This window comes from Maribacter sp. 1_MG-2023, from assembly GCF_030547005.1.
GTDB lineage: Bacteria > Bacteroidota > Bacteroidia > Flavobacteriales > Flavobacteriaceae > Maribacter.
In genome coordinates this window covers 621354-647296 of the sequence record NZ_JAUOPN010000001.1, presented here as the reverse complement: position 1 = coordinate 647296, position 25943 = coordinate 621354, and the positions used below count along the sequence as shown (strand labels likewise).

At 33.8% G+C, this 25943-nt stretch carries 19 protein-coding genes; 12 read left to right on the top strand and 7 right to left on the bottom strand.

Annotated features, from left to right (window positions below; all coding sequences use genetic code 11):
* Positions 1 to 56 precede the first annotated feature (56 nt).
* From Q4500_RS02845 to Q4500_RS02820, 6 genes are all read left to right on the top strand, one after another.
* A complete protein-coding gene (locus Q4500_RS02845) occupies positions 57 to 635 on the top strand; it encodes a Crp/Fnr family transcriptional regulator (RefSeq protein ID WP_303598231.1) in 579 nt (192 codons plus the stop codon).
* Positions 636 to 736: 101 nt separating this feature from the next.
* The gene (locus Q4500_RS02840; protein WP_303598230.1) at positions 737 to 1180 is read left to right on the top strand and encodes a DUF1569 domain-containing protein; all 444 of its coding nucleotides are present in this window, start codon (positions 737 to 739) and stop codon (positions 1178 to 1180) included.
* Positions 1181 to 1234: 54 nt separating this feature from the next.
* The gene (locus Q4500_RS02835) at positions 1235 to 1825 is read left to right on the top strand and encodes a hypothetical protein (RefSeq protein ID WP_303598229.1); all 591 of its coding nucleotides are present in this window, start codon (positions 1235 to 1237) and stop codon (positions 1823 to 1825) included.
* Positions 1826 to 1910: 85 nt separating this feature from the next.
* On the top strand, positions 1911 to 2762 hold the full coding sequence (locus Q4500_RS02830) for a hypothetical protein (protein ID WP_303598228.1): 852 nt from the start codon (positions 1911 to 1913) through the stop codon (positions 2760 to 2762).
* A gap of 114 nt (positions 2763 to 2876) precedes the next feature.
* Positions 2877 to 3455 (top strand): Crp/Fnr family transcriptional regulator, encoded by a 579-nt coding sequence (locus Q4500_RS02825; protein ID WP_303598227.1) that lies wholly within the window; start codon positions 2877 to 2879, stop codon positions 3453 to 3455.
* A gap of 58 nt (positions 3456 to 3513) precedes the next feature.
* Positions 3514 to 4590, top strand: coding sequence for a dienelactone hydrolase family protein (locus tag Q4500_RS02820; protein ID WP_303598226.1), 1077 nt, complete (start codon positions 3514 to 3516; stop codon positions 4588 to 4590).
* Positions 4591 to 4682: 92 nt separating this feature from the next.
* On the opposite strand, the gene Q4500_RS02815 is transcribed toward Q4500_RS02820, so the two are convergent.
* Positions 4683 to 6908 (bottom strand): FUSC family membrane protein, encoded by a 2226-nt coding sequence (locus Q4500_RS02815; RefSeq protein WP_303598225.1) that lies wholly within the window; start codon positions 6906 to 6908, stop codon positions 4683 to 4685.
* A 137-nt stretch (positions 6909 to 7045) separates the two neighbouring features.
* The gene (locus Q4500_RS02810) at positions 7046 to 8212 is read right to left on the bottom strand and encodes a glycosyltransferase (protein ID WP_303598224.1); all 1167 of its coding nucleotides are present in this window, start codon (positions 8210 to 8212) and stop codon (positions 7046 to 7048) included.
* A gap of 287 nt (positions 8213 to 8499) precedes the next feature.
* Here Q4500_RS02810 and Q4500_RS02805 point away from each other — a divergent pair, with 287 nt between their 5' ends.
* Genes Q4500_RS02805 through Q4500_RS02795 form a run of 3 tightly spaced genes read left to right on the top strand, consistent with a single transcriptional unit; the run spans position 8500 to position 14357 of the window.
* Positions 8500 to 11589 (top strand): hypothetical protein, encoded by a 3090-nt coding sequence (locus Q4500_RS02805; protein ID WP_303598223.1) that lies wholly within the window; start codon positions 8500 to 8502, stop codon positions 11587 to 11589.
* Between the two features lies 1 nt (position 11590).
* Positions 11591 to 12838, top strand: a complete 1248-nt coding sequence (locus Q4500_RS02800; RefSeq protein WP_303598222.1) for a hypothetical protein — start codon at positions 11591 to 11593, stop codon at positions 12836 to 12838.
* The gene (locus tag Q4500_RS02795) at positions 12819 to 14357 is read left to right on the top strand and encodes a glycoside hydrolase family 2 TIM barrel-domain containing protein (RefSeq protein ID WP_303598221.1); all 1539 of its coding nucleotides are present in this window, start codon (positions 12819 to 12821) and stop codon (positions 14355 to 14357) included. Before Q4500_RS02800 ends, Q4500_RS02795 begins: the two co-directional genes overlap by 20 nt.
* A gap of 106 nt (positions 14358 to 14463) precedes the next feature.
* On the opposite strand, the gene Q4500_RS02790 is transcribed toward Q4500_RS02795, so the two are convergent.
* The 5 genes from Q4500_RS02790 to Q4500_RS02770 form a co-directional block, all read right to left on the bottom strand.
* Complete coding sequence (locus Q4500_RS02790) at positions 14464 to 15693, bottom strand: glycosyltransferase (RefSeq protein WP_299795912.1); 1230 nt, start codon at positions 15691 to 15693, stop codon at positions 14464 to 14466.
* A 48-nt stretch (positions 15694 to 15741) separates the two neighbouring features.
* Positions 15742 to 17013 (bottom strand): sugar isomerase, encoded by a 1272-nt coding sequence (locus tag Q4500_RS02785; RefSeq protein WP_303598220.1) that lies wholly within the window; start codon positions 17011 to 17013, stop codon positions 15742 to 15744.
* Positions 17014 to 17052: 39 nt separating this feature from the next.
* Complete coding sequence (locus Q4500_RS02780) at positions 17053 to 18192, bottom strand: response regulator (protein WP_303598219.1); 1140 nt, start codon at positions 18190 to 18192, stop codon at positions 17053 to 17055.
* 272 nt (positions 18193 to 18464) lie between these two features.
* A complete protein-coding gene (locus Q4500_RS02775) occupies positions 18465 to 19694 on the bottom strand; it encodes a glycosyltransferase (protein WP_303598218.1) in 1230 nt (409 codons plus the stop codon).
* Between the two features lie 256 nt (positions 19695 to 19950).
* Positions 19951 to 21198, bottom strand: a complete 1248-nt coding sequence (locus Q4500_RS02770) for an oligosaccharide flippase family protein (RefSeq protein WP_303598217.1) — start codon at positions 21196 to 21198, stop codon at positions 19951 to 19953.
* 226 nt (positions 21199 to 21424) lie between these two features.
* On the opposite strand from Q4500_RS02770, the gene Q4500_RS02765 reads away from it, so the two are divergent.
* The 3 genes from Q4500_RS02765 (at position 21425) to Q4500_RS02755 (ending at position 25931) form a co-directional block, all read left to right on the top strand.
* Positions 21425 to 23488 (top strand): lipopolysaccharide assembly protein LapB, encoded by a 2064-nt coding sequence (locus Q4500_RS02765; RefSeq protein WP_303598216.1) that lies wholly within the window; start codon positions 21425 to 21427, stop codon positions 23486 to 23488.
* A gap of 239 nt (positions 23489 to 23727) precedes the next feature.
* Positions 23728 to 25515 (top strand): sensor histidine kinase, encoded by a 1788-nt coding sequence (locus tag Q4500_RS02760; RefSeq protein WP_303598215.1) that lies wholly within the window; start codon positions 23728 to 23730, stop codon positions 25513 to 25515.
* Between the two features lie 2 nt (positions 25516 to 25517).
* Positions 25518 to 25931: a response regulator gene (locus Q4500_RS02755; protein WP_303598214.1), complete on the top strand. Its 414-nt coding sequence runs from the start codon at positions 25518 to 25520 to the stop codon at positions 25929 to 25931.
* Positions 25932 to 25943: the final 12 nt, after the last annotated feature.

The window sequence follows — 25943 nt, the reverse complement described above, 5'->3', positions numbered from 1 at the left end:
AGTAGTTTAGAAATAAATTAGTCAGCATTAATTTATTTTAAAAACCACCATTTATAATGCAAACCGAGCACTTCCTAAAAAATATATTCTCCCCTACTACTTTTTCAGAAAGCGAACTGAAAATCATTATTCCAAAATTCAAAAAGGTAAGCTTTCGTAAAAATGACTTTCTCTTAAAAGAAGGTAAAACTGAAAACCACTACTGGTTTATAGAAAGCGGTTTTGCGCGTTCCTTTGTCAATGACACCAAAGGCAACGATATTACTACAGATTTTTATGGGCAAGGCGAAATCGCAATAGACTGGTCTTCCTTTTTTCTTCGTAATCCTACGAGAGAAAATATTCAGGCCTTGACTGACGTTGTTTGCTGGCAATTAGACTTTGATACATTTCAACAACTATTTCATAGCATTGAACCTTTTAGGGAGCAAGGGCGTAAAAAATTGGTGGGTAGTTATTTTGCACTTAAAAATCAGCGGGTATCGTTCATTGCAGATGAAGCAAAAGAACGCTATTTACGATTGGTTCAAGAGAAACCTCATATAATAAAAAACGTTTCACTACAACATATTGCTACATATTTAGGCATTACCAAGTATTCATTAAGCCGCATTCGTAAAGAAATAGCATCATAAAGTCTGTTTTTGTCATAGGGCAACTTTTTAGTGGAAAGTGCCACATATATTTGTCTTTATAACCACAGCTATTCTATAGGCAAATACTATAAAACCACTTTATGAAAACAATATTTGATAAGAACACTAACAGCGAATTAATTCAGCGCGTTCAAACTTTGAAAGAATCTGACAATGCTCAATGGGGCAAAATGGACCCATATCAAATGCTAAAACATTGTACGCTGGGCGAAGAATTATTTCAAGGCAAAAAAGAGTATAAAAGGCTATTTATTGGCAGATTATTTGGTGGAATGGCATTGAAGGGAATTATGAAGAACGAACTTCCAATGAAAAAAAATCAGCCTACGCATCCGGAATTAAAAATATCTGGAACCGGAAATTTTAATAATGAGAAAGAAAAATGGATTGGTTTATTAAATGATTACAACGGTTATTCAAGCTCTAATTTTATTCATCCGTTCTTCGGAAAAATGACCAATGACGAAATTGGCATATTTGTTTACAAGCATACCGATCACCATTTAAAGCAATTTGGTAGATAATAGTATATGATGTTACGAGCAATATTCTTACTCATTACCCTTTTGACCTTATTCTTGTTTTATACCGGAACAGGAAAAAACTTAAGGGTAGTGACTATTTTTATTGCTTGGCAGATTGTAATAGGGCTTTTGTCATATTTTGAAGTCTTTAAAGAAAATCCACTATTATTCCCAGTAGCAATCATTGCCACTACCCTACTATCCATTTTGGGGTTCAAGATGGTTTCAATTAAAAATCTAAACACAAACTACTTGCTAGGAATACATATTGTAAGAATACCAGTAGAATTATGCCTGTATCAACTTTTTCTTAAAGGTCAAATTCCCGAAATAATGACTTTTACCGGTTGGAATTTTGATATTTTAATCGGGCTTTCTGCCGTTGTTATTTTAATTTATCAATCCGTAAAAAACAAGAATTTAGCAAAATCATATTTTTTATTTTGGAATGTAATTGGGCTATTGTTTCTTTCAGTCATAGTTATAATTGCCATATTATCTTCTCCGCTACCAATTCAGCAATTTGCGTTTTACCAACCAAATGTGGCACTTTTTCAATTTCCATATTGTTTTTTACCAATCTGTATTGTGCCCATCGTGTTTATTTCTCATTTCCTGCTTATTAAACACCTTAAGCAATTCTAAAATATTAATAATCAGTATTCCTGTTTTAACTTAATCTTTTCATTTTTTAAATAAAGGCGTAGTATTTTTAGCACAAACACAACCATTGCCTAAGCATTTAATATTCTTACTTGTAGCAGTACTAGCTTCCTTTTTAGGGTTTGGTCAAGACAATTCTACTCTAATAAAGGGTAAGGTTTCAAGTACTAAAAATGATGTCTCTAACGTATTAATCGTTAATCTCAATTCTAAAAGATCTACCATAACAGACTCCCTAGGTTTATTTTCTATTGAGGTGAAGTTAAAAGACACGGTACGTATTACTGCGGTGCAATACCTACCAAAAGAAATAGTAATTAGCGAATCTCACATGAATAGTAACTTAATTACCATACAACTCATTGATAATATTATTGATTTAAATGAAGTTACAGTTACCCCCTATAATTTAACCGGTGAGATTGACAGAGATATAGATAGGTTACAAATAGAACCCACGGTAACATCGTATTCCTTAGGGCTACAAAATGCAGATGTCACCAAAATGACCCAAAGTGAAAGGCTGTTACAAGAGGCTGATAGAGGAAAATATGTAAGTCTACGAACTATGGATGAGTTCGGTAAGCTAAATGAAATATTGAGTTACGTTGGTTTAAGTGTCAAGGTAAATACCCATAAAATCATGAATAAAGTTTCTGGCAGAACCAAATCATTAGAAGAAATGGTGAAGCGCGATGAAAACATGAATTTAGAAAAAGAAATCATTTATAAGTTTTCAAAACGAACAATAGCAGAAAATTTTGACATACCAGAATCGAACGTCAATGGTTTTCTTACCTATTGCCTTTCTCAATCTGATTTTAATGCATTATCTGACTCAGGAAATATGACAGAAATTTGGGTATATCTAGAAACTAAAAGTGTAGAATTTAAGAGTTCAGATGTTACTAAGGATTAGCATAGAATGCTTATCACCTTACAGACTTCTAAAATCAAATATTTAAAGGATAACATTTATTAACTTACAAATGTGATTAAAGATGGAAATCCAAATACCTACAAAATACATTTAATGACAGACTATTTAAAAAGATATTTTGAAGAAAAAACAACATTATCTAATGAACACTTATACGCTGTAGTAAATTGTTTTAGTTCTTTTGAAGCAAAAAAAAATGAAATAGTAATTCCGCAAAATAAAATTAGTAAAAATTTATTTTTTGTTAAAAAAGGATGTCTTCGTGTAGTGTGCACAAGGGATAATGGTCAAGAATGGACAAGACAAATTGCAATTGAAAATGATTTTATCACCATATTTCCAAGTTTTATAGAACAAAATATCAGTGCCTCTTATCTACAGGCGATTGAGCCTAGCTCATTATATTATATTTCACATACCGACTTTATAAAATTAAATGCTACCATACCTACTTGGAGAATGTTCTATTTAAATATTTTAGAAGCTACTTATGTGAACAGTATTAAGCGAATAGAACAACTCATAACAATGAGCGGCAAACATTTATACGACGATTTTAAAAACAACCAAACCGAACTTATAGAAAGATTGCCTAATAAAGTTTTAGCCAGTTATCTGGGGCTAACTCAAGAAACATTAAGTAGGTTAAAGGCTAAAAATCAAGAAAATTGACTTTTATCAATTTTTTCCTAATTGGTTGACATTAGTTTTGTTCTAAATAAAATTATAGATGTGCAACAAAGTAATACAGAACGTAGTTATAATCATTTTTTGTTCAATTCTTTTTTCTTGCAAAAATGACCATTACCTACAACCAACTTTCAAAACATATTTAAAAACACATACCTATGCCATAGGTCAATCAAAGTTGGTAATTACAGACGTAACCAGAAATAGACCTTTAAATACCGAATTTTGGTATCCTACTAATGATACTACCAAGGTAAATGTAACTGTAAATTATCGTTTTAAATTACCGCCTACGTCAAAAGATGCCACATTTATAGCTAAGAAATATCCACTTATACTTATTTCTCATGGTACGGGTGGTAATCGAATAAACCATTCGTGGTTAGCTAGCGAGTTGGCATCGAACGGATTTATTGTTGCGGCAGTTGATCATTACGGAAATACATTTGACAATAAAATTCCTGAAAATTTTGTAAAAGCGTGGGACAGACCTCTTGATATCAGTTTTATTTTAGATCATATTTTAAAACACTCCAAATTCAAAAATATCATCGAACCTTCAAAAATTGGTGTAGCAGGTTTTTCATTAGGTGGCTATACTACCATTGCTCTAGCTGGAGGAGAAATTGACTATATTGCATTATCTGATTTTTCAAAAACAGACGATGGCAAAAAGGAATTTAACACACCTGAATTTGGAGATGTATCTAAATATATGACCCCTAAAATTATTGATGAAGGTAATACTACATATAAACAGTTAAAAGATAATAGAATTACCGCTTTCGTAGCAATGGCACCTGCCATAGGTCAAGGCTTTGTCCATAAAAATCAGCTTGCAAAAATTAACGATTCCATTTTAATTGTTAGTGCAGAAAATGATTCCAGAGCCCCTGTCAAAACTAATGCGGTCCATTATCATAAAATGATCAAAAAGTCTCGGCAAATAATGTTAACAGGGGAAATTGACCATTATGTATTTATGAACGAAGCTAAATTGGAATTAGAAAAAGAAGCTCCTACCCTATTTAAAGATGATGCATCAATAAATCGTAGAAAAATACACAACAAGGTCTCAAAAAGCGTTCTAACATTTTTTAAAAATCAATTTGACTAATTTTAAAATTTCGATGTAAAAAGTAACGCTTTATTTTTATAACAGATGAAACTTAAGTAAAACAATAACAGTTGCTAAATATTATAATTAGGTCACAAACTTGAAGTCAACTTCATCATAGTAGAACTTAAGGAATATAACCAACGTAACTGTTCCCAAATAAGCTGTTCTTCTTGATGATTTCGTTTTAACGCACTGTTATCTTCTGCATTCAAATTCACATTTTCAGAATCGAACTTTGGCAATTGTTTTTCAAATGTAACTACCTCTTCAAAATTCGGCTCATCGCCAGTAGCAATGCTATTAGAAAGCGTTTGCATTACCAAACTAAGGTTTTCATCTATCTTAAAAACAATGCTATTAAAACGTTCTGAAGCTTCTGTGGTGGTATGATGCTGAATATAAATACTTAATGATGCCAGAGATGATAAAAAGTTGTGGTTCAACTCAACCAGCTCATATATTTTATTTAGATTTTTTTGTTTTGAATGTGGATCTTGCGTCATGCGCTGAAATGCCGAGCTTAGGTTCGAAGTTTCTAGAAAAGCACTTTTACGCGCCAATCTATAGCTGGTAGGTACGTTACCCTTGTGTCTATAAAAATCTGCAATTTCAGTTAGGTACATTCGGTTTGCCTCAACACTTTTGGTAACATCTTTTTGTATTTCTTGAAAGCTCCAGCTGGGCCATAAAAAAAGAAATCCTAAATATGATAATCCTGCACCAACAAGCGTATCTAAAATTCGGTATTGAATTACGGTCATTACATCGGGCTGTAAAATTCCGTAGATAAATACAATACTAAGGGTGACATAGATTGCCGACAATTTGTAATTTTTCTGTAGCATAGACAGCGCAACAACAAACGAAATCAATGCTAATACTGCATATACATACACATCTTGAACTAAATATACGATACCAGTAGCAATAACTCCACCGATAATAGTACCTATAGTCCGATCTTTAGATCGTGTTTTTGTAAGACCATAATTAGGTCTCATAATTAATATGATGGTTAAAAGTATCCAATACGGATTCTGGAATGCGAATACATTACCAACCACAAATCCGATCATTAAGGTAACCGCTAAACGTAAGGAGTGTCGAAATATGGTAGACCTAAAACTGAGGTTTCCTAATAATATACGCGGACTATAATCTTGAGATATCAAGAAACGTTTTAGAATTTCTTTATCAATAAATTCTTCTGATGCTACATCGTGATCACTAAGCAGCCACTTCATTCGTTTAAGTTTGTCGAATTGCTTTTCTTGATATTCCAACAAATTCTGAAACATAATAAAAGCTTCGTACGCCTTTGCGTCTTTTACCGTACCAAGCTCAGAAATCTTAATTCGTAATTCTTCAAAATGATTCGTTAGCGCATCATGCTTTGGCATTTGACTAGGCTTGTTACCAATTACAGAAATTAATTGCAATTGATTAGCCATCTCAAAAGTCAGATTTTGAAACAACTTGGTAAATTCTGGATATAATTTAAACTGCTCATCCATCTTCGTATAGTTTACCGGATTCGCACCTGCCGTTTCCAGCATTTCTATCAATTGCACCAATACCAAAACACGCTTACCATTATAGGTCGATCTACCCGAGTTTTTACGAGATAGAATAAGAATTTCACGCAGTGTATCATGTTGTTCTGTAAGTTCACTTTGCAGTAGGAACAACCGCTGCTGTAATTTCTTTCTATTAGATTGTTCATCTATTAGCTGCGCACGTTTCTTTAAAAGTTTACCGGTACGACCTATGGTATCATATAAAATTTCTTCCGTTTGCCCCTTCGGGTTTATTTTATGCCATAATAAAGACAATGCCAAATACCAGAGTCCGCCAAGCCCTACCAACAAAGCATATTCATAAATCTCCAATTTATTTGGAGTATGGGCAAAGCTTAGGATCAAAGCTAAAAGTCCTGAAAAACTAATTAGTGAAGCCCTAAATCCATAAGATGAAATCAAAGAAATTGCAAAACTTGCAACCCCTAAAATAATTAGGGCAAGCCAAGTAGCATAGTGTAAATACCCACCAATAAAGCTAACGACCATTACTAAAGCAGCCGAAAAAAGTATACCGTAAACTTTGTGTTTTTGACTACCGTTGACATCACTTGGGTTACACCAAAAAGCACCTAAACATATGGCAACGCCTATTTCTGTATGACCTGTAGAAATACCAATAGACAAGGGTGTTATAACCGCAACTACGGTAAGTACCGACTTTGAAAAATTAGTACTACCCAAATATTGTAGCAATTCTTTAAAAGAAACAGAAATAAAATTTTGAATTTTGCTCAACACCTATAGAATCAGTTACAAAGATACACTTTGGTAGTAAGACGCATTAACTACATAAAAGTAAAAGGTGCTGAGATAGTGAAATCTCAACACCTTTTACAAATCTTAAAAATTGTGAACCTAAATTTTAAATGTAATTATCTGTAGTGGACAGCAATTTTAGCTAGTTGACCTACAATTTTAACCGAGTCTTTCATAGACAGTTTAGAACCATCGGCATGTATCCATCTTTTTAAAGGTTGCTCGCAAATCATGCTTTTCACCTCACTTTTACCATAGTACTTTTTCATTCGCATGAATAGCTCTACATCGAACAGCCATTTAGTAACGAATTTCTTGTTGAACATTTTAGAGGCAATCTCACGATCCATCACTTTTGCACCACATTGGGTATCTTTAAAAGGCATACCTAAAATAGTTTGAATGATCAGATTAATTGTCATACTAATAATCTTACGAGCAGATTCTTTTGTAATGTTAGCGCCCATTCTTGCAATGCGAGAACCACTTACTATTTTAAAATCTGAGCTTTCAATTGTTTTCACCAAATCATCAAAATCTCTAAAATCTGTCGATAGATCGGCATCTAAAAATCCTATATAATCTAACTGTTGATCTTTTACAAGATGCAGAATCCCTTGCCTTACAGCTTCGGCTTTACCACCATTTTGCCTACAATTATAAATACTTATGTTATCGGGATTATCTTTTTTTAATTTCTGAAGAACAGCTAATGTATTATCTGTACTACCATCATTTACAAAGCACAAATGATACCCAAGATTTTTATGAGCAAACTCTTTAAATTGTTCACTTAAAAGTCGTTCCTCTTCATTATAACAAGGTATAACGACACCAACACAATTCTTCTGTAGAATACGTGTATCAGATTTTTTAGCAGTAACTACTCCCTTATTTTCAGGCGCACCGATTATTCTTTTTACTCTGGCAGCCATTTCATCTAGACTTACCGGTTTCTTCAAATAATCGTTCACCCCTAAAGCAAAATTTTCCATTATTAATTGCTCATCAGTGTTACCTGACATTACCAAGATAGGTGTATCTTTTTTCATAAATACACGAATATATTTTACCACTTCGGTACCCGTACACGAAACCAATTCAGCCCCAGACATTTCTGGCATATTCATATCAAGTAAAACCAGATCGGGTTTAAATGAGTTAAATAACTGAATCCCCGATTCAATTGATTTGGCAGTTTGCATTTCGTAACCTAATTCTGACAATCGTTTTTCAACAGAAAGTAAGATAAGTTTTTGGTCATCTATGGCTAGAATTTTCATGCGGTTGGTTTCCTTTAAGTATCGTTTGCATTGACAAATTTACTTACCAAGCCCTAAGATTTTAAATCAAACAAGGTGGGTAACAGTTTATTGTAGATGAGTGGTTAATAACATTCGATAATAACTCTTTTTTTAAACGTATGGTCTTTCGATTTTCACTATTTGATAATTAAAGAACAGCATATTGTAGGTATTCTATTATTAAAATTTCAACTATTCCCCTTTTATTGTATTGATCATCTCATATATTTAATACCTTTATATAGAATTTGATTCTAATCTAACCTTTGGAAAAAAAAACCAATACTCTCTTAATATTAGCTTTAATCGTAGGGCTTGCTTTTCACGGTTCTGCTATTTTCTTTACGTTAGAATCAACCTACGACGCACTAATTCATTTATTTTTCGCCGATCATTACGCCAATAGTTGGTTTGACCCGTGGGAATATCGCTGGTATACGGGCTTTACAGTACAATCCTATCCACCATTAGTACATCAACTCATTGGTATTCTCTCTTACATTGGTGGTTTAAAATTCGGCATGTACACCGTGGCATTAATTGCAATTGTCTTATTTATTACCGGTGCATATAGGTTTACACTTTTAATGACAGGCAGCCGGCGAATAGCTGGTTATGGTGCTGTAATGGCGGTTTTCTCATCCACTTTTATAGAGACTCTTCATATCTTCGGGCAATTACCAAGCATCTCGGCATTATCGATATTACTACATTCTTTGACCGAAATATACTTGTATATCAAAACAGGTAAAACACGGTATTTTATTACATCGGCGACTATGCTTGCGGTAACCGTTACTTCGCATCATGTAACTCCGCTTTTTGGTATGGTCTTTTTCATCGCACCTTTAATGGGCATGGCGGTTATGGATGCTGCTAGAGAAAAAGTAGCATCTTACAAAGCCCTTACTTTTAAGGTGTTTTGGGCTACTACTTTACAGCACTTTTGGCGTATAGCAAAGTTTGGCGGTACCGCAATATTTTTACTCATATTCTGTATTTTTCCTTATTGGTATAATTCTAAAAGAAACCCTATTACCCAGGTAGCAATACCGCATGGGTCAAGAGATAATTTCTTGGAAATAACTTCATCAGGACTCGTATTCTTTATAATTCCGTGGGGAGTATTTCTATTTATTCTACCCTATTTCTTTTACAGATATTTTAGTAAAAGGTATGTGTTCTTCGGATTGTCCTTTGCACTATTAACCATATTAGGAACCGGTGGTACTACGCCTATTCCGCGTATGATGTTGGGCGAAATGGCCTTTAATATTCTTACGTTAGACAGGTTTACGTTATGGGCAACCATTATGGCACTCCCCATATTCGCAGAGTTTGCCTACCGGATGGTCGAAGGAGATTTAAAAGTGCTAATTCAAGAAAGATTTGGCGGAGTGTATCATAGGGTCTTAGGCGGATTGATTGCTGGCGGAATGTTATTTATGGTGCTGTTTACCATGACCTTGGGCTATTTTAGACCCTCGCAACCGGCAAAAATAAAGATGCTACCCATTGTCAACTTTTTAGGGGCAGATTCACATGATTCTTGGCGCTATTTACCACTTGGTTTCGGAGATCAAATGGCTTGGCTTTCAGCACAAACGGGCGCAATGACCGTAGATGGTAATTACCACTCTGCAAGGCGATTGCCCGAATTGACCACCAGAGCGATCGAACGTATAGAAAACTCCAAATTTAGGGGTGTAGAGGGTATAGGATCACTACAGCAATTCTTGACTGTACCCGAAAAATATAATTTAAAGTACATTTTCTCGAACGATAAATTCTATGACCCTATTCTCTACTATTGTGGCTGGCAAAGGCTGCAGCAATTAGAAAACGGAATTATGGTTTGGGAGAAGCTGAATGTGGCACCCATACCGCAAATAATGCCGAAGCAAGATGTACCTACCATAATGAAAATTATGTGGGGTATCATTCCGCTATCGACAGTACTCATTGCCATTTTTGTAAATATTCAGATGATTTGGGTGCGGCTTTTAAAGTCTAAAAAAGTTCCGGTGCATTCATTTATGAAATTAGAACTTCCGTACAATAAATTCCCGTCAAAACTTTTGACCTTCTCACACTGGTGGGCATTGTTAATATTGATTTGTATGGGCTATGGCATGTATATATTCTACGTTAAAAATGTCACACAATTATCACCCAACAATGTCGTAGAATCTTATTATGACGCCTTAGATTTTAAAGAATTCTCTAGAGCACATTCATATATAGATCCAGAGCAAAATATTGACATCGCTCAGTATATGCTAGAAGTATCAGTGACCGACGGAATCTTAAGTTCATATGCAAAACTAGATTCTTTGGGTATTGAAATTTACGATGAAACCGAAAATGGCGCAAAAGCGAAGGTATCAACAAGGTGGATCACTCCATTAGAAAATGTATTCAACAACGACCACCACGAACTGGTAAAACGAAAAAATAAGTGGTACGTAAAATCATCAAAAGTAGATAATGACATTCCGCCAGATCAACTCTTTACAGCAAACGGCACCACCTATTACAACCACGGTAGACGAAAAATTACGACTCAAGAAACCTATCATGAAGATGTATTAAAACAACCCGTTCTAGAAATTTTATCGGCTAAACTGGTAAAATATAAAGGGCAATATAGCATTATAGGCGAGTTACAAAATGTCGACAATACCCCTGCAGATATTGTCATAAAAGCAACTTTGTATAATGATAATAACAAAGAGTTAGCGAATTACAATGCCAAGCATCAAATTAAACACAAGTTGATGCCGAAAGAAACGACCACGTTCAAAATTAACTTTGAAGGTATAGCATGGTCTTCTACCAAAGACACATTACCACCAACTTTTAATCCAGACGAGTTTACTCCTGTTAGTTTCGAAGAACAACCTACAAAATTCAACTTGCAATCTGCAGGTAACACAGCCAATACCGATTTGTATAAGCATGTCGCTTTACAAGATTTGGTATACACAGAGCAAGGTTTTAATGGTGTATTATTTAATTCGGGCGTGCAAGAAGTAACTATACCACAACTTATAATCTCGTATTACGATGCAGAGGGCAAGTTACTTTGGGTAGATCATAAGTTTGTAACCGAAGGGGTGCGAATACAGCGTAAACAGTTCTTTAATTACAAACCTTTAGATTTGGATAGTTTAGACGTTGTAAACAGTAGTTTAGAAAATTGCTTTGTAAACGGTTCGCCTAATAAAGCCATAGCCGATAAATTATTCCCCAATAGAAAATTGGAACATGGTATGCAGCAGGCACAACCTTTTATAGGAAAAGGATATGAGTACATAAAGTTTGAGATTAACAGTTATATCGGTAATCCTAAATAGTATGCGCATTAAAATTTTAATGATTTTAAGTATTGTACTACTTGGCTGTTCTAGCAAAAAGAAAGAACAACCAAAGGAAACGAACATCCCAAATGCAACCTTTATTACAGCAACAAATACCAGTGTAGCAGGAGAGGCTATTACCCTAGCTTTTAAAACAGATATGCCAACTTCAAACTATAAACTACATTTAAAAAATGCTTACGGTAATGTTTTATTGAATCCTGATAATTCAACTGCTGAAAACATCACTTTCAACATCCCTACAAACTTTACAAGAATTGCTGGTCCGTTTCGGTGGAAGTTATTATTAAATGGTGAAACTTTACGCATTGGCACCCATGAAATTGCAACGAATGCACCTAAAGCCACCTATGTAGAATCGTATTTTGGACCGCGTAGCATAACTGCTGGCAAAAACGATTTCTCTATGCTCACCATATCGCCTACAGATGCTTATGACAACCCCTTAGATGATGGCACTGAGGTAACGGTTAAATATCAATTTCTAGAGAATATTGACGAGCTAAAAATAACGACGGAAAGCTTTATAGCCTGGTACAATGTGGCATCTACTTTAAAATCAGGGAGAATATTAGTAACATCAGAATGTAACGGTACTACTTCAAAAGAACTGGCAACAATTGTTTATCCTTCGAATGCAGTTAACTTTAACATCAGTAGTTCTAGTGCGCATAACTTTGCAGATGGCAACCAAATTGTAACATTTAAATCTGATATTATAAAAGATGAATTTGGGAATATGGTCACCAATGGCACCTTGGTAACCTTTGTTATTAAAAATGAAAACGATTCTTACTTATACACTATTGGTACCACTATAAACGGTATTGCAGAGGCGAAAACATTACATCCAGATAAAGCCTCTTCATGGGAAATTCAGGCATTTGTAACTGGTGCCGCAGAGAGTAATACCGCAGAATTTGAGTTTAAAGCTGCCATAAAAGACTATCCCGTTCATTTCTCAAAAGGAAACAGAAATATAGACATCGGTCCTTTCGAGAGCTTCATGAAACAGCTTATTCCCGACGGGCTCCTATTACAACTAGAGATTTATGATACTGAAGGTAATTTTATAGAATCTAAAATAACAACTACTAAAAGTGGGGTTTGTAATATCTTCTTAGGCGAGTATTTTTTGCCTGATGGGGAGTATGTATTTAAAATAACGGCTGCAGGTATCACAAAAGAATTTACAAAAAGTATACATGGCGATACAGTTAAATAAAACATTATACAGAACCGTATTGATAGTCACCTTTTTGGCTATAAACGGACTTATTCTATACGGAATAGGGGCTGCATGGGCATTTATGAACACCGGTGCAGATAAAACTTCTATGCTGCATTTAGAAGTACCGATGGATGATGTGTATAAGCCAAATCTAGAATGGTCAAACTTAGATAACCCAGGGCGCCCAATGGAAGAGCAAGCTTTGGGCGAAATCACCAACGACTATATGAATGCATGGCACGTTCGTAATATCGCATTTAAGAAAAATGACCGTTACGGTATTGAAGATTTTTACACTGATAGCGCAAGAGCCAGACTTTACGATAACATTGACCTCAACAAAAAGAATAATCACTGGTACAAGCGAACAACCTTAAACCATAAATCTGCTTTAGATTTTTATACCGCAGATGGTACTATGGTCGTCTTTAAAGATTATAATGTTGAAGAGTATCAAGAAACGTACGAAGGCGAAACACTTATTCTCAAAGAAAAAGATACCACTAGCTACCAAGTCATGATGCTTTTAGAAGACGGATTTTGGCGTATTAGACACTTAAAAGAAATACCGACACCTGTAGATACTTCTGAAGTTGTAGAACGAAACATAGCGCCAAAACTTGAAAAAATAAAGAACCAGAAAGGGATTAATTACTACCCTAAAGATTCTCCTTGGGATACTTTTGGTAAAAGGTTCAATGACACTATTATCGATCAAGATTTTCAGATCATTCAAGATATGGGTTTAAATACGATTCGTGTATTTCTACAATATGAAGATTTTGGAAAAAACAGGGTCGATGCCAAAAAACTTGCACTTTTAAATACACTTTTAGATAAGGCACAAGACCATGAATTAGATGTTCTAATCACTTTATTTGATTTCTATGGGGATTATGATATTTCTAATTGGACATTAACCCACAGACATGCAGAAGCCATAGTTAATTCTGTTAAAGACCACCCTGCCCTTTTGGGTTGGGATATAAAAAATGAACCCGACTTAGATTTTGATTCTCGTGGAGAGAACACTGTCATTCAATGGTTGAATCAAATGATATTGGAAATTAGAAAATGGGATAAAAAAAATCCAATAACCATTGGTTGGTCTACACCAGAAGCGGCATTGAACTTATCAAAAGAAGTAGATTTTATTTCTTTTCATTATTATAAAAAACCTCAATATTTTATAGAATCATATAAGATTCTGCGGTACTTAACACCCAATAAACCTATTGTTTTACAGGAATATGGCGACTCTTCATATGATGGTATGTGGAGCTTATTCTCAGGCTCTGACGAAAAACAAGCAGCATATTATAAAGAAATGCAAGGCTATTTAGAAAAGGAGAACATTCCCTATTTATTTTGGACACTTTATGACTTTGAAAAAGTACCAAGTTCAGTTGCAGGTAGCTTACCCTGGAAAACTAAAAAACAACATTTCTTTGGTTGTATAGATTCTTTAGGAAATAAAAAACCATCATATTTTGAACTGGCTATAAAAAAATAAATAACCATTTTTTACTCTAGATACTTCAATAATAGGTTTCGAAAAAAATAGGCATAAAAAAAGGCTGGTAACCACACCAGCCCTCAAATACTAACCATATCGATTCTTAATGAACCAATTTCTTCTCCACAGTTGATATATCAATATTGAAACCGCTTTCTTTCGATTTCTGGATTGCCTTAAAGTAATCTATATACATTTGGGTAATAGTAGACATTGGTAATGAACATGCCGCTTTATAATTTTGTTTAGCCAATTGAACTCTATAAGCATCATCGGTAATAATTTTCTCTATAGCATTTGCAAGAGATGACGTATTGTGTGCATCAAAAAACTCGCCTACATACCCTTCTTCCTTTACCAAAACACTTAAGTCACCTAAATCTGGCAGGGCAACAGCGTTACCATAACTACCTGCTTGGTGCAATACACCAGAACTACCCGTTGTAGAAGTGTATGGAAAAACAGTTACAGCACTATCGCCGAATATTTTCGCCACATCTTCCTCTGCTACGTAACCCGTATACCTAATTTGAGGTACGTGGCTATATTTTTGTTTCATTTCTTCTAAATAACCAGGTGTATTTGGGCTATCTGTACCTGCAATAACTATTTCTATATCTTCATTGGTTCTTGCTCTAATTTCTTCTACGGCTTCAATAAGTATTTCTACTTTTTTGTACGTACCGAACTTACCGAATGCCATTACCTGTTTTGGACCAGCCGGAAGTTTAAAATCTGGCTCTGGCGGAGTTTCAAAAGCGCCATGCGGAATTAAAGCTACATTCTTAACCTTGTATTTATCTTCTAACGTAGTTACATATTTACTAATAGTAACGGCAAGTATATCTGACGCTAAAACAAACTTTGTCAATGTCGTACCTATAAAATTATAGATACTTTGTAACAGCTTGTTTTTAGTAAAACCTGCATTTTCTAAATCAACTTGTTCCAAAATATTATGCAAAAGTGATATCGTTGGTATCCCCTTAGACTTGCAAATAAATGGAAGCATTAGCCCAAGTGCAGCCGGTATTTTCTTATCTCCGAATTTCAAAAACTGAAGATTGAACAATACGGCATCTGGCTTTGTTTGAGAAATAGTCTTGCTAATACTAAAGATATTGCTGTAACTATTAAAACTCCAACATTCCTTCACCGTAATCTTACAGCCATTCTCTTCAAAGTTTAAATCTTTAGGTTCATCGGTTCGGTCGGTGATCAAAATTAATTCGGTCACTTCTTCTTGAAGTCTAAAGTGTTTTACCAAGTAATAACCGTACTCTGTTAAAGTTACTTTACTAGGCGGATAGGCGGTTACGATTGCTAATTTCATTTGAGGTAATTTTAATATACAGGGTTATTTTGTGTTGGCATAGTCGTGCTAAACCAAATTATTTTGTTTTTTTAAGGCTATTGAATCCTTTTTATTCTTGATGATGAAAAATAATAATTGTGCTATCAATAGTATGACCATGGCAATGATTTGCATGTGAACTACAGTTTCAAGATTATCATGATAAAGCATGATGAGTGCCACTTGAGAAAAGCCCAAAAGACCTGATAGAATTACAGGTGAATATTGATTTAATGACAGAAAGTAATATGCAAAAATATTAGACACTGCGAATAGTGATGTTGCCAAAGCATACTTCCAAAGTAAATGCGCAATAGATAAATATGCATCACCGAACATTAACGTAATAATCAAATTCGGAAACAGAAAGCATACAAAAACTATAAAGGTGGATAAGCCACCAATAAAGAATACATACTTAAAAAGTACCGGAGCCGTTGGCTCGCCATCTTTTTGTTTTTGAATGACTGTTGGCATTAATAACATTACGAACATCCAAGCAACAAAGTACACTACCCTACCGATCAATGCCAATGATGAATACAAGCCTGCTTGCTTATCGTCGAAATAATGCTTGACCAATAGAATATCACTATTGTTTATAATAATCTGGGTAAGTTCATAACCAGCCGTAAGACCAATAAAAATCCAGACTTGTTTTAAATCTACTGCAGCTAATTTATCTTTAGAAAAAACCTGAACACCTTTAAAATCTGAAGGAAAAAGTCCGAACACAAATGAAAGTGCAATACCTGCCGCAATTAACATTCCTGGTTCAAACGGTAACAATAATAGCAATGCAAAAGTGATCAATAACCTACTCCACATTTCTGTTTGGTAGGTACCTGCCAATTTACCAAAGTCATGCTTACCCTGAAACCTACCCCTATTAACACTCATAATAAAGTATAAAGGTATGGCAACAGCGAAAATCATGAACATGTAATGGTTTTGCGTATTAAAGAGTGCTTGTAAATTTTTAGAAAAAATGAGTACAAAAATACCGGTAAACACACCAAATACCAATGCATATCTATACATGGTATTTTTAAAAGTAATCCATGTATAATCTGAAAATAACACAGCAAATTTTGTAGTTGCCAATTGAAAAGTCATACCTACAAAAGACAACACTAAAAGTAATGTCACTAAAAGCGCGGCATCGGCAAAAGCCTCAGGACCAAGCAATCTACCTAAAAGTAAATTGTATAAATAGTTGCCACCATTTACCAGAACAGCACTACCCATAAACAAATGTTTAGGGGAAATCCGCTTTAAAGCCAATTTAATTGCTGTCATGATTTTGATAGGGTTTTTGGGGGTTCGGTAGTACTTATTTTATCTATATACAAAAGCGATTTTTGCCAACTGACCAACGATCTTGACAGAATCCTTCATTGATAGTTTAGAACCATCGGCATGTATCCATCTTTTTAATGGTTGCTCACAAATAAGTTTTTTCGCTTCAGTTTTACCAAAGTATTTTCTCATTCGTATAAACATTTCAACATCAAACAACCACTTCGTAATAAAAGGTTTACTAAAAAGTAAGGGAACTACTGAGCGATCCATCACTTTTGCTCCACATTGGGTATCATTGAACGGCATTCTTAAAATGGTTCTAATGATAAGATTAATGGTCATACTAATTATCTTACGAGCAGATTCTTTAGTAATATCTGCCCCCATTCTACTCATTCTAGAACCACTAACAATCTTAAATTCAGATTGATCTAAGGTTTCTACTAAATCGTCAAAATCTCTAAAATCGGTACTCAAATCGGCATCTAAAAATCCAATATAATCTAATTGAAGGTCTTTTGCCAAGTGTAGCATACCCAAGCGAACCGCTTCGGCCTTACCGCCATTTTTCTCACAATCGTATATACTAATATTACTTTCGTTGCCTTTCTTTAATTCTTCTAAAACTTCGAGTGTTTTATCTGTACTACCATCGTTTACAAAACAAAGATGGTACCCAAGGTTACTATGCGCAAAGTCTCTGAATTCTTTTCCTAAAAGGCGTTCTTCTTCATTATAACAGGGTATAACAACACCAACACAGTTTTTTTGAAGCATTCTTGCACTACTAGACTCTTGAGGGTTCAGTTCTATAACTGGCGCACCGATCAACCTTTTAATACGAGCCGCCATTTCAGACAAACTCACGGGTTTTTTCATATAATCGTCGATGCCTAAAGTAAAGCCATCGGTAATAATGGTTTCATCGGTATTACCCGACATTACTAATACCGGCGTAGTATTACGTTTGCCTTCTTTAATGTGTTTAACAACATCTAAACCAGACATATCTGGCATATTTATATCTACAAGAACCAAATCTGGTTCAAATGAATTATATACTTCTATTCCTTTTTTACCAGAATCAGCTGTTTTTACATCATAACCTAATTCAGTAAGTCTTTTCTCAACAGATAATAAAATAAGCTGTTGATCATCTATGGTTAGTATTTTCATGGTTTTAATAAGTAAGATTTAACTTACATATAACGCCAAATTTTGTAAAAATTGTAGTTTTAAAGTAAAAAACTATAATTTAATTTCCAAAAATAACCAAGCTAAACCCCTGACAGATACCTAATAAACAGGGCTATCGTTGAAATACACCCTTGTAATAATTTCAAAAAAAATATTAAAATGTGTTCTTTATAATAAAAATGTACAAATTGAAATAAAAAGGGAGTAGCTAACCATACTACCCCCTTTTACACAAAACCTAACCAAAAAATTTAAACCATTAATTCTTTTTCTAATATCGGAACGTCTAACGTGAAACCTTTAGATTTAGCCAATTCTAAAAATTTAAAGTACTCTATATATACTTGTGTAATATCTGACATAGGTATTGAACATGCAGCTCTATAATTTGCTTTTGCCAAATATGTTCTAAAGGAATCATGTACCAAAATATTTTCGATAGCATCTGCTAATGAGGCTGCACTTTCAGGTTCAAAAAACTCTCCTTTATAACCTTCTTCCTTTACCAATACACTAAGGTCTCCTAAATCTGGTAATGCAACCGCTTTTCCATAACTACCTGCTTGGTGAAGTACACCCGAACTACCCGTGGTAGATGTATAAGGAAAAACAACAACCGCGCTTTCACCAAATAATACCGGTACATCTTCTTCTTCAACATAACCTGTAAAAACTAATTGCTTTACATGAGTATATTTCTTTTTCATACTTTCTAAGTACCCAGGTGTATTTGGACTATCTGTACCAGCAACTACTATTTCGATATCTTCATTGGTACGTTTTCTAATTAACTCGATTGCCTCAATTAAAATTTCAACTTTTTTGTAGGTGCCGAATTTTCCAAAAGCCAATACTTTTTTTGGTCCTTCAGGTAAGTTATAATTAGGTTCTGGAGGCGTTTCAAAAGAACCATGCGGAATTAAAGCTACATTTCTAGATTGATATTTTCCTTCTAATATGGTTTGGTATTTGCTAATGGTTACCGCAACAATATCTGAAGCCAAAACAAATCTTGTTAATACATTGCCGATACCATTATAAACCTTCTGCAAGAGCTTATTAGAAGTGATACCCGCATTCTCCAAATCTACCTGCTCTAAAATATTATGCAATAATGATATAGTAGGTATTCCTTTTAACTTGCACACCATTGGTAACATTAAACCCAGTGCAGCAGGTATTTTTTTATCTCCGAATTTTAAAAACTGTAGATTGAAAAGAACGGCATCGGGTTTTGTTTCTTTAATAACACGATTAATCTTGAATATGTTTTTGTAATCATTAAAATTCCAACATTCTTTAACGGTAATCTTACACCCTTCTTCATTAAAATCAAGATCCTTAGCAGCTTCAGTCTTGTCTGTAATTAAAACAATTTCTGTTACTTCTTTTTGAAGTCTAAAATGCTTTACTAGATGATAACCGTATTCGGTCAATGTTACTTTACTTGGGGGATACGCGGTTACAATTGCAAGTCTCATAGGTTAAGGTTTAAAATACTATTGGGTTAATTCTTCTACAAATATCTAACTATGATGAAGTATTTTGAGGTGATTTTAGGTGGATGAAAGCTTACTGTAGACGAATGGAAGAAATTATTAGTTAAGCTTTATTTAATTTTCATACATCTTTAAATCAATCACTTACAAAAAAAATATGCACTTTTTACAATATGATAAATAAAAAAGCCCGAAGATGGGGGATTTCCTCGGGCTAGACTCACCTAATATTAAAGTATTACGAGGTCTTGTTCAGTATATTATTATGAGCAAAATAAAGTAGTTGCGCTACCAGCAAAGCAACCATGGCTATTATTTGAACTTGTACCACCATATATAAGGTACTATGAAAGAACATGATCATGACAATTTGCGATATACCCAACACACCAGACAGTATTACAGGTAGATATTTATCTAGTGACAAAAAGTAATAGGCAAATATATTTGAGATTGCGAATAAAGAAGTTGCCAAAGCATATTGCCATAATAACGGCGCCATCGAAACATAAGCTTCGCCAAACATTAATTGTATTATTAATTCAGGGAAAACAGCGCAGCAGAAAATTATAATGATAGCCAATACCCCCACATAACTTACATACTTTATTAATATAGGTGCAGTTGCCTCGCCATCTTTTTGTTTTTGAACAACAGTAGGTAGTAGCAACATTACAAACATCCAAGCGATAAAATATACAACTCGCCCAATCATGGCCAAAGAAGAATAGAGTCCGGCATTTAAGGTATCGAAATAGTGTTTTACTAAAAGAATATCACTATTATTTATGATAATCTGGGTTAGTTCATAACTGGCGGTCAGTGCTATAAAACTGATTACTTTTCTTTTATTTTCTTTGGATAAAGTAACTTTCTGGGTGATGCTCTTTAGATTAAAATTTGTGGGAATTAATCCGAATACGAAAGACAATCCAATACCTAATGCTACTAAAAAAGCAGGTTTAGAAGGCACCAACCAAAGTAACCAAAAGGTTATCAATAACCTACTCCACATTTCTGATTGGTACGTCAATGATAGTTTCTGATAATCTTGCTTGCCTTGATGCCTTCCCCTATTAACAGACATAAAAAAATACAAAGGCACCGATACGGCAAAGGTTTTAAATAGCAGTGAAGATTCTGTATGAAATAGTTCTTGTAAGCTACCGGCAAAAGCAAATAGCAGAATACCTATTAGCGTACCAAAACCAACAGCATACTTATATAGCAATTGTTTTAAAGCAACCCAATCATCATTGTTGAACAATATAGCAAATTTGGCTGTCGCCAATTGAAAGGTCATTCCTAAAAAAGAGAGCACGAGTAGTAATGTTATTAGTAAGGCAGCCTCACTATATGCTGCGGGACCAAGCAATCTACCCAGTATAAGATTATAAAGATAATTACCCCCATTTACTACAAGAACACTTCCCATAAATAATCTTTCTGCAGAAATTTTGTGAAGTACTAGTCTAATTGCTATCATAATCATGTTTTTTTTAAAGTCTCAACATTGACTTGGTTCTACATCAAATATCATTAAGGCTACCCTTATATTTTAAGAGGTTTAGGTCGTTAACCATTTACTGTAGATGAATGGCAATTATCGTACTTCCGTAGCGGTGAAGTCAATTTTATCTTTACAATATTGAAAAAGACAAATAAATCGCAATAATTACCGTTAGGTATTTGTAGTATTAATCTCACTTTAAATGATTCGTAAAGTAGTCTTCCTTATTCTGTTAACCTCATCCTTCTTAAAAGCTCAATCTGATATGACCAAAGGCTTTGGTTTATTGGAGAAAGGTGATTTTCAAGAAGCAGAACTTTTTTTTGGTGAATACCTTAAAACAGATCCCAATAATAAAACGGCACTACTCTGTTATGGGCGAGCGGTTGGGTTAAGTGGCCAACCACAAAAATCAACTGGTTTGTTCGCTGATCTTTTAGAAGATTACCCTGGTGATTTTGAAATTTTAATTAATTATAATGAATCGTTTCTATGGGCAAAAGAGTACGAACAAGCAAAACCTTTATATGCTGACTTAGTAGATAAGTTTCCAACAAAATTTGGTGCAGTATTAGGGTATGCCAATACCTTAAGTAATTTAAAAGAATATAAACTGGCCTTAAGTTGGGTAGAAAAAGCAATTGAGTTAGATCCGGACAATGCAAGTGCTAAGATTTCTAGAAAGTTTATGCGTTTAGGTTATGCCAACGAGTTTGTAAATAATCAGCAATACGGTAAAGGAGAGCAAACATTAAAGAAAATTTTTGAAGACTTCCCCGAAGACAAAGATGTTCTTATAAACTTGGCGAACTTATATCTCATTATCAAAGAGGCAGACAAGGCAAAGGATATTTATTTAAGATATGCAACTACCCCAAAAGATTCTATTACTGCATTAAACGGTATTGCATTAGCAGAACATATCGATGAAAATGATAAAGAAGCACTTATTATCGCCAAAGGAGCAACGGTTAAGGTTGATAAAATTGATGATGTAAAACTTACCGAAAGTACTTACGATCGGTATGTACAAGCCTTAATATGGAACAGAAAGTTCATTTCAGCTAAGAATAAGATTGATAGTTTAGAAGTTCATTACCCGAATAAGAATTGGATATTAGCCTTAAAAGCTACATTAGGTCTATATACCGGTGATGCTAAATCTAGTGTTGAAAGCTATGATAGAATTTTGGTTAATGACAGTTCCTCATTTGATGGTAATTTAGGTAAGGCAAATGCTTTATTTGCTTCTGACAAGATTATACCGGCATACAATATGGCCAACCAAACATTAAAATTCTATAAGAATCAAAAAGATGCCAAAGGTTTTATTGAGAAGCTGAACTTAATGCATACGCCTACAATTGAAGAGCATGCTGCTTATACTTTTGATAATGGTAACAATACAGCCTTTTTTACAAATACCACTGTAGACGTACCTTTCTCTACTAAATTTAGAACTACAATTTCATATTTCTTTCGATCTACAGAAAATACGGTAACCGATAATAAAGCAACTTCGCATGTAGCATTGGTTGGTTTGCAGTATAAATTATTTCCGAAAACGGTTTTAAAATCGGTATTCGGTATAAACAATTCTAGATTTTTAGACGAAGCATATACCCAGCCTGTTATTGACTTAAAACTAGATTTACAACCATTTAAATTACAGAATCTAACACTAGGTTACCAAAGAGAGGTTCAGAGTTTTAATGCCGAATTAATTGAAAGAGAAATTGTTCAAAATCATTACGGGTTAAATTATAATTTAGGTACGAATGTCAATTTTGGTTGGTATACACAATTAATGCGCACCCAACAGAGCGATGATAACGTTAGAAATTTATTGTTCACATCACTGTATTACAATGTACTACGAAAACCTGCTTTAAAAATGGGCGTCAATTACCAGTACATTACATTTAAAGACCAAGTGCCTACCATATATTTTAGTCCTGAGAAGTACCAGGCATTTGAACTGTTCGCCGATATACGTGGCAAAATTTCTGAAAAGAATACCTACATGACCAGTGCCGCAACAGGTATTCAAAAAGTCGAAGACGACCCTAATACCAATATTTTTAGAGCAGAAGCCTCAGTACAACATCATTTTTCTAAACGATTTAGTTTAAATGTGTATGGCAAGTATAGTAATATTGCCTCTGCCACTGCAGCTGGTTTTGAATTTACCGAAATTGGGTTAAAAGCAAAATGGTTGTTTTTAAAGAAACCATTATTCCACAAGGAATTGAACTTAGAGCAATAAGTTAAATCGAACATTTTAAACCTTTTTACACGCTATTATTTATCTAAAAAGTCATAGAAAGAACCTTACGGGTAATTTCTTGCAGTCCGCTGGGTTTTAGTAGGTAATAACACCATATTTCTTAGAAAAAAATATGAACATAATTTAAAAAATGTAAGAATTTTACTTATTTTATCGTAAGTAAAATATTTTCCTAATTGAGCACAAGTTTATGAAAATGAGATTCTAACTGAACTTATATGTGGAAAAGAGTTTTAAGAATGTTTATTGGCCTTTATGTACCACTTTTTGTGCTTACCCTTTTTTTATATTACTCCCAAAAGGCTAAACAAATTGAAAATATTACAGAGCGTCAGATTCGTGCAAACACGTTGAAAAAAATTTCCTTTGAAGAAAAATGCCATTCTTTTTTGCGTAATACCCATTATTGGGCAAGTTTAAAATATCCAAAGAATTTTGATCCTTTAGTAGAGCATTCCTCATTCTTAAGGTCTTATCTAGAATTTATTGAGGATGTTACTTTTTATGATCAATTTCGCTTCATAGATTTAGAAGGAAAAGAATTTTTTAGAGCCGAACGGGTTGGAACCGATTCTATTGTAATTAGCGCTTTACAAAATAAAAATTACCATCCTTATGTAAAATCAGGATTACAATTAAAAAAAAATCAAATATATCTTTCTCAAATAAGCTTAAATAAAGAAAATGGAAAAATTGAAAAACCTCATAAACCAGTAATTAGAACTGTGGCTCCTATTTTTGATGCTGAGCAAAATCAAATAGGTTTATTGGTCATCAATTTTAAAATGAAAAAAATTCTGGACCAAATAAAATCAAAAGTTGAGGACAAAAATGTTTATTTGTTAGATGAGGATTTCAGAGTTATAAGTTCAAGTACTATAAAAGAAGATTTGCCCTATGAATCTGGAAATGAAAATAGCACTATAGCCGGTATTTTACAAACAAAATTAATAAGCCATAATCGAGACAGTACTTTTGTTGAAAATGGTCATATATGGTCGCAGCAATCTATTAATTTAAATAGAGCAACATTTACGTTTGGTTCTAAATCAAACTTACCAACAGAAATAGTTACCCCATCTAATTGGCTTCTGGCCTTGGAAATACCACAAAAATTAGTAAAAGCCGAATTACAGCCTGTCTTTGAAAGCCTGTTAACCTTTAATATAATTTCAATTATTAGTCTATTAACGCTATGCTATATTTTTCAAAAAAATAGAATTGAAAAAGAACTATTCTATAAAGAACTAGAAAGTAAAAATATACTATTGACTAGAAGCAAAGACCAGCTAGAAGAGAATAATGTAATGGTCAATGAAATGAACAATAGCTTAGAAATTCGAAATAAGCAGTTAAGTGACTTCAACTATTTAATTTCTCATAACCTACGCTCACCAGTTACAAGTATGTCTGTAATTGTTGAGATGATACAGAAAGAAAAAAATCCTGAAGCATTACATCAGTTACTACCTAAACTAGATCAAGTAGCTAAAAGCATAACTAACCTAACCGAAGACATAAATGACTATGTAGCTATACTTGATACTAAAGAAATAAAAATAGTTGATATCGATTTAAAAGAATTGATACTTGAAGTTAAAAATGAATTTACAGAAACACTTTTAGATAATACTGGCTTTGAAGTTCAATTAAATTTAGAAGCTTGGGACCATATTTCATATTCTAAATTCTATTTACAAAGCATCGTTCACAATATTATTTCTAATGCGATTAAATACAAAAGAGATAATGTCTCTTCTTACATACAATTTGAGTCTGTCATAGAAAATATGCAAAGGGTGTTGTATGTACGAGATAATGGAATAGGATTAAATCTAGAAAGACACGGAGAAAATGTCTTTAAACTTTATAAAAGATTTCATAGAAATATATCAGGCAAGGGTATGGGATTATTCTTGGTAAAATCTCAACTAGAAGCACTTAACGCAACCATAACAATAGATAGTAAAATAGGAGTAGGCACAACGTTTAAATTAATATTCTAAAAATGAACACAAAACCAAACATATTGCTAGTCGATGACGATGAACTGTATTTGTATTTAATGCAAAAGACAATTCATCAAATTTCAAAAGAATTGGTAGTTTCAACATTTACCGATGGGGAACAAGCTGTTGAATATATTACAAAATGTACTGAGGAGAAAGTAGAACTACCCGAGGTTATATTTTTAGATATAAATATGCCATTTTTAGATGGCTGGGGCTTTTTAAACGAATTCAAAAAACTAAAACCTAAAATTATTAATAACATTAATATTTACATGGTCAGCTCATCTATGCGCGATAGCGATGTTAAAAGAGCTTCTAATTTTGAAGAGCTTACTGGGTACGTAGTAAAGCCGGTAAACAAAGTTCAGCTAGCAGAAATATTTAAAAAAATTTACCACGAAAATTGGTGATTATTACTTTAG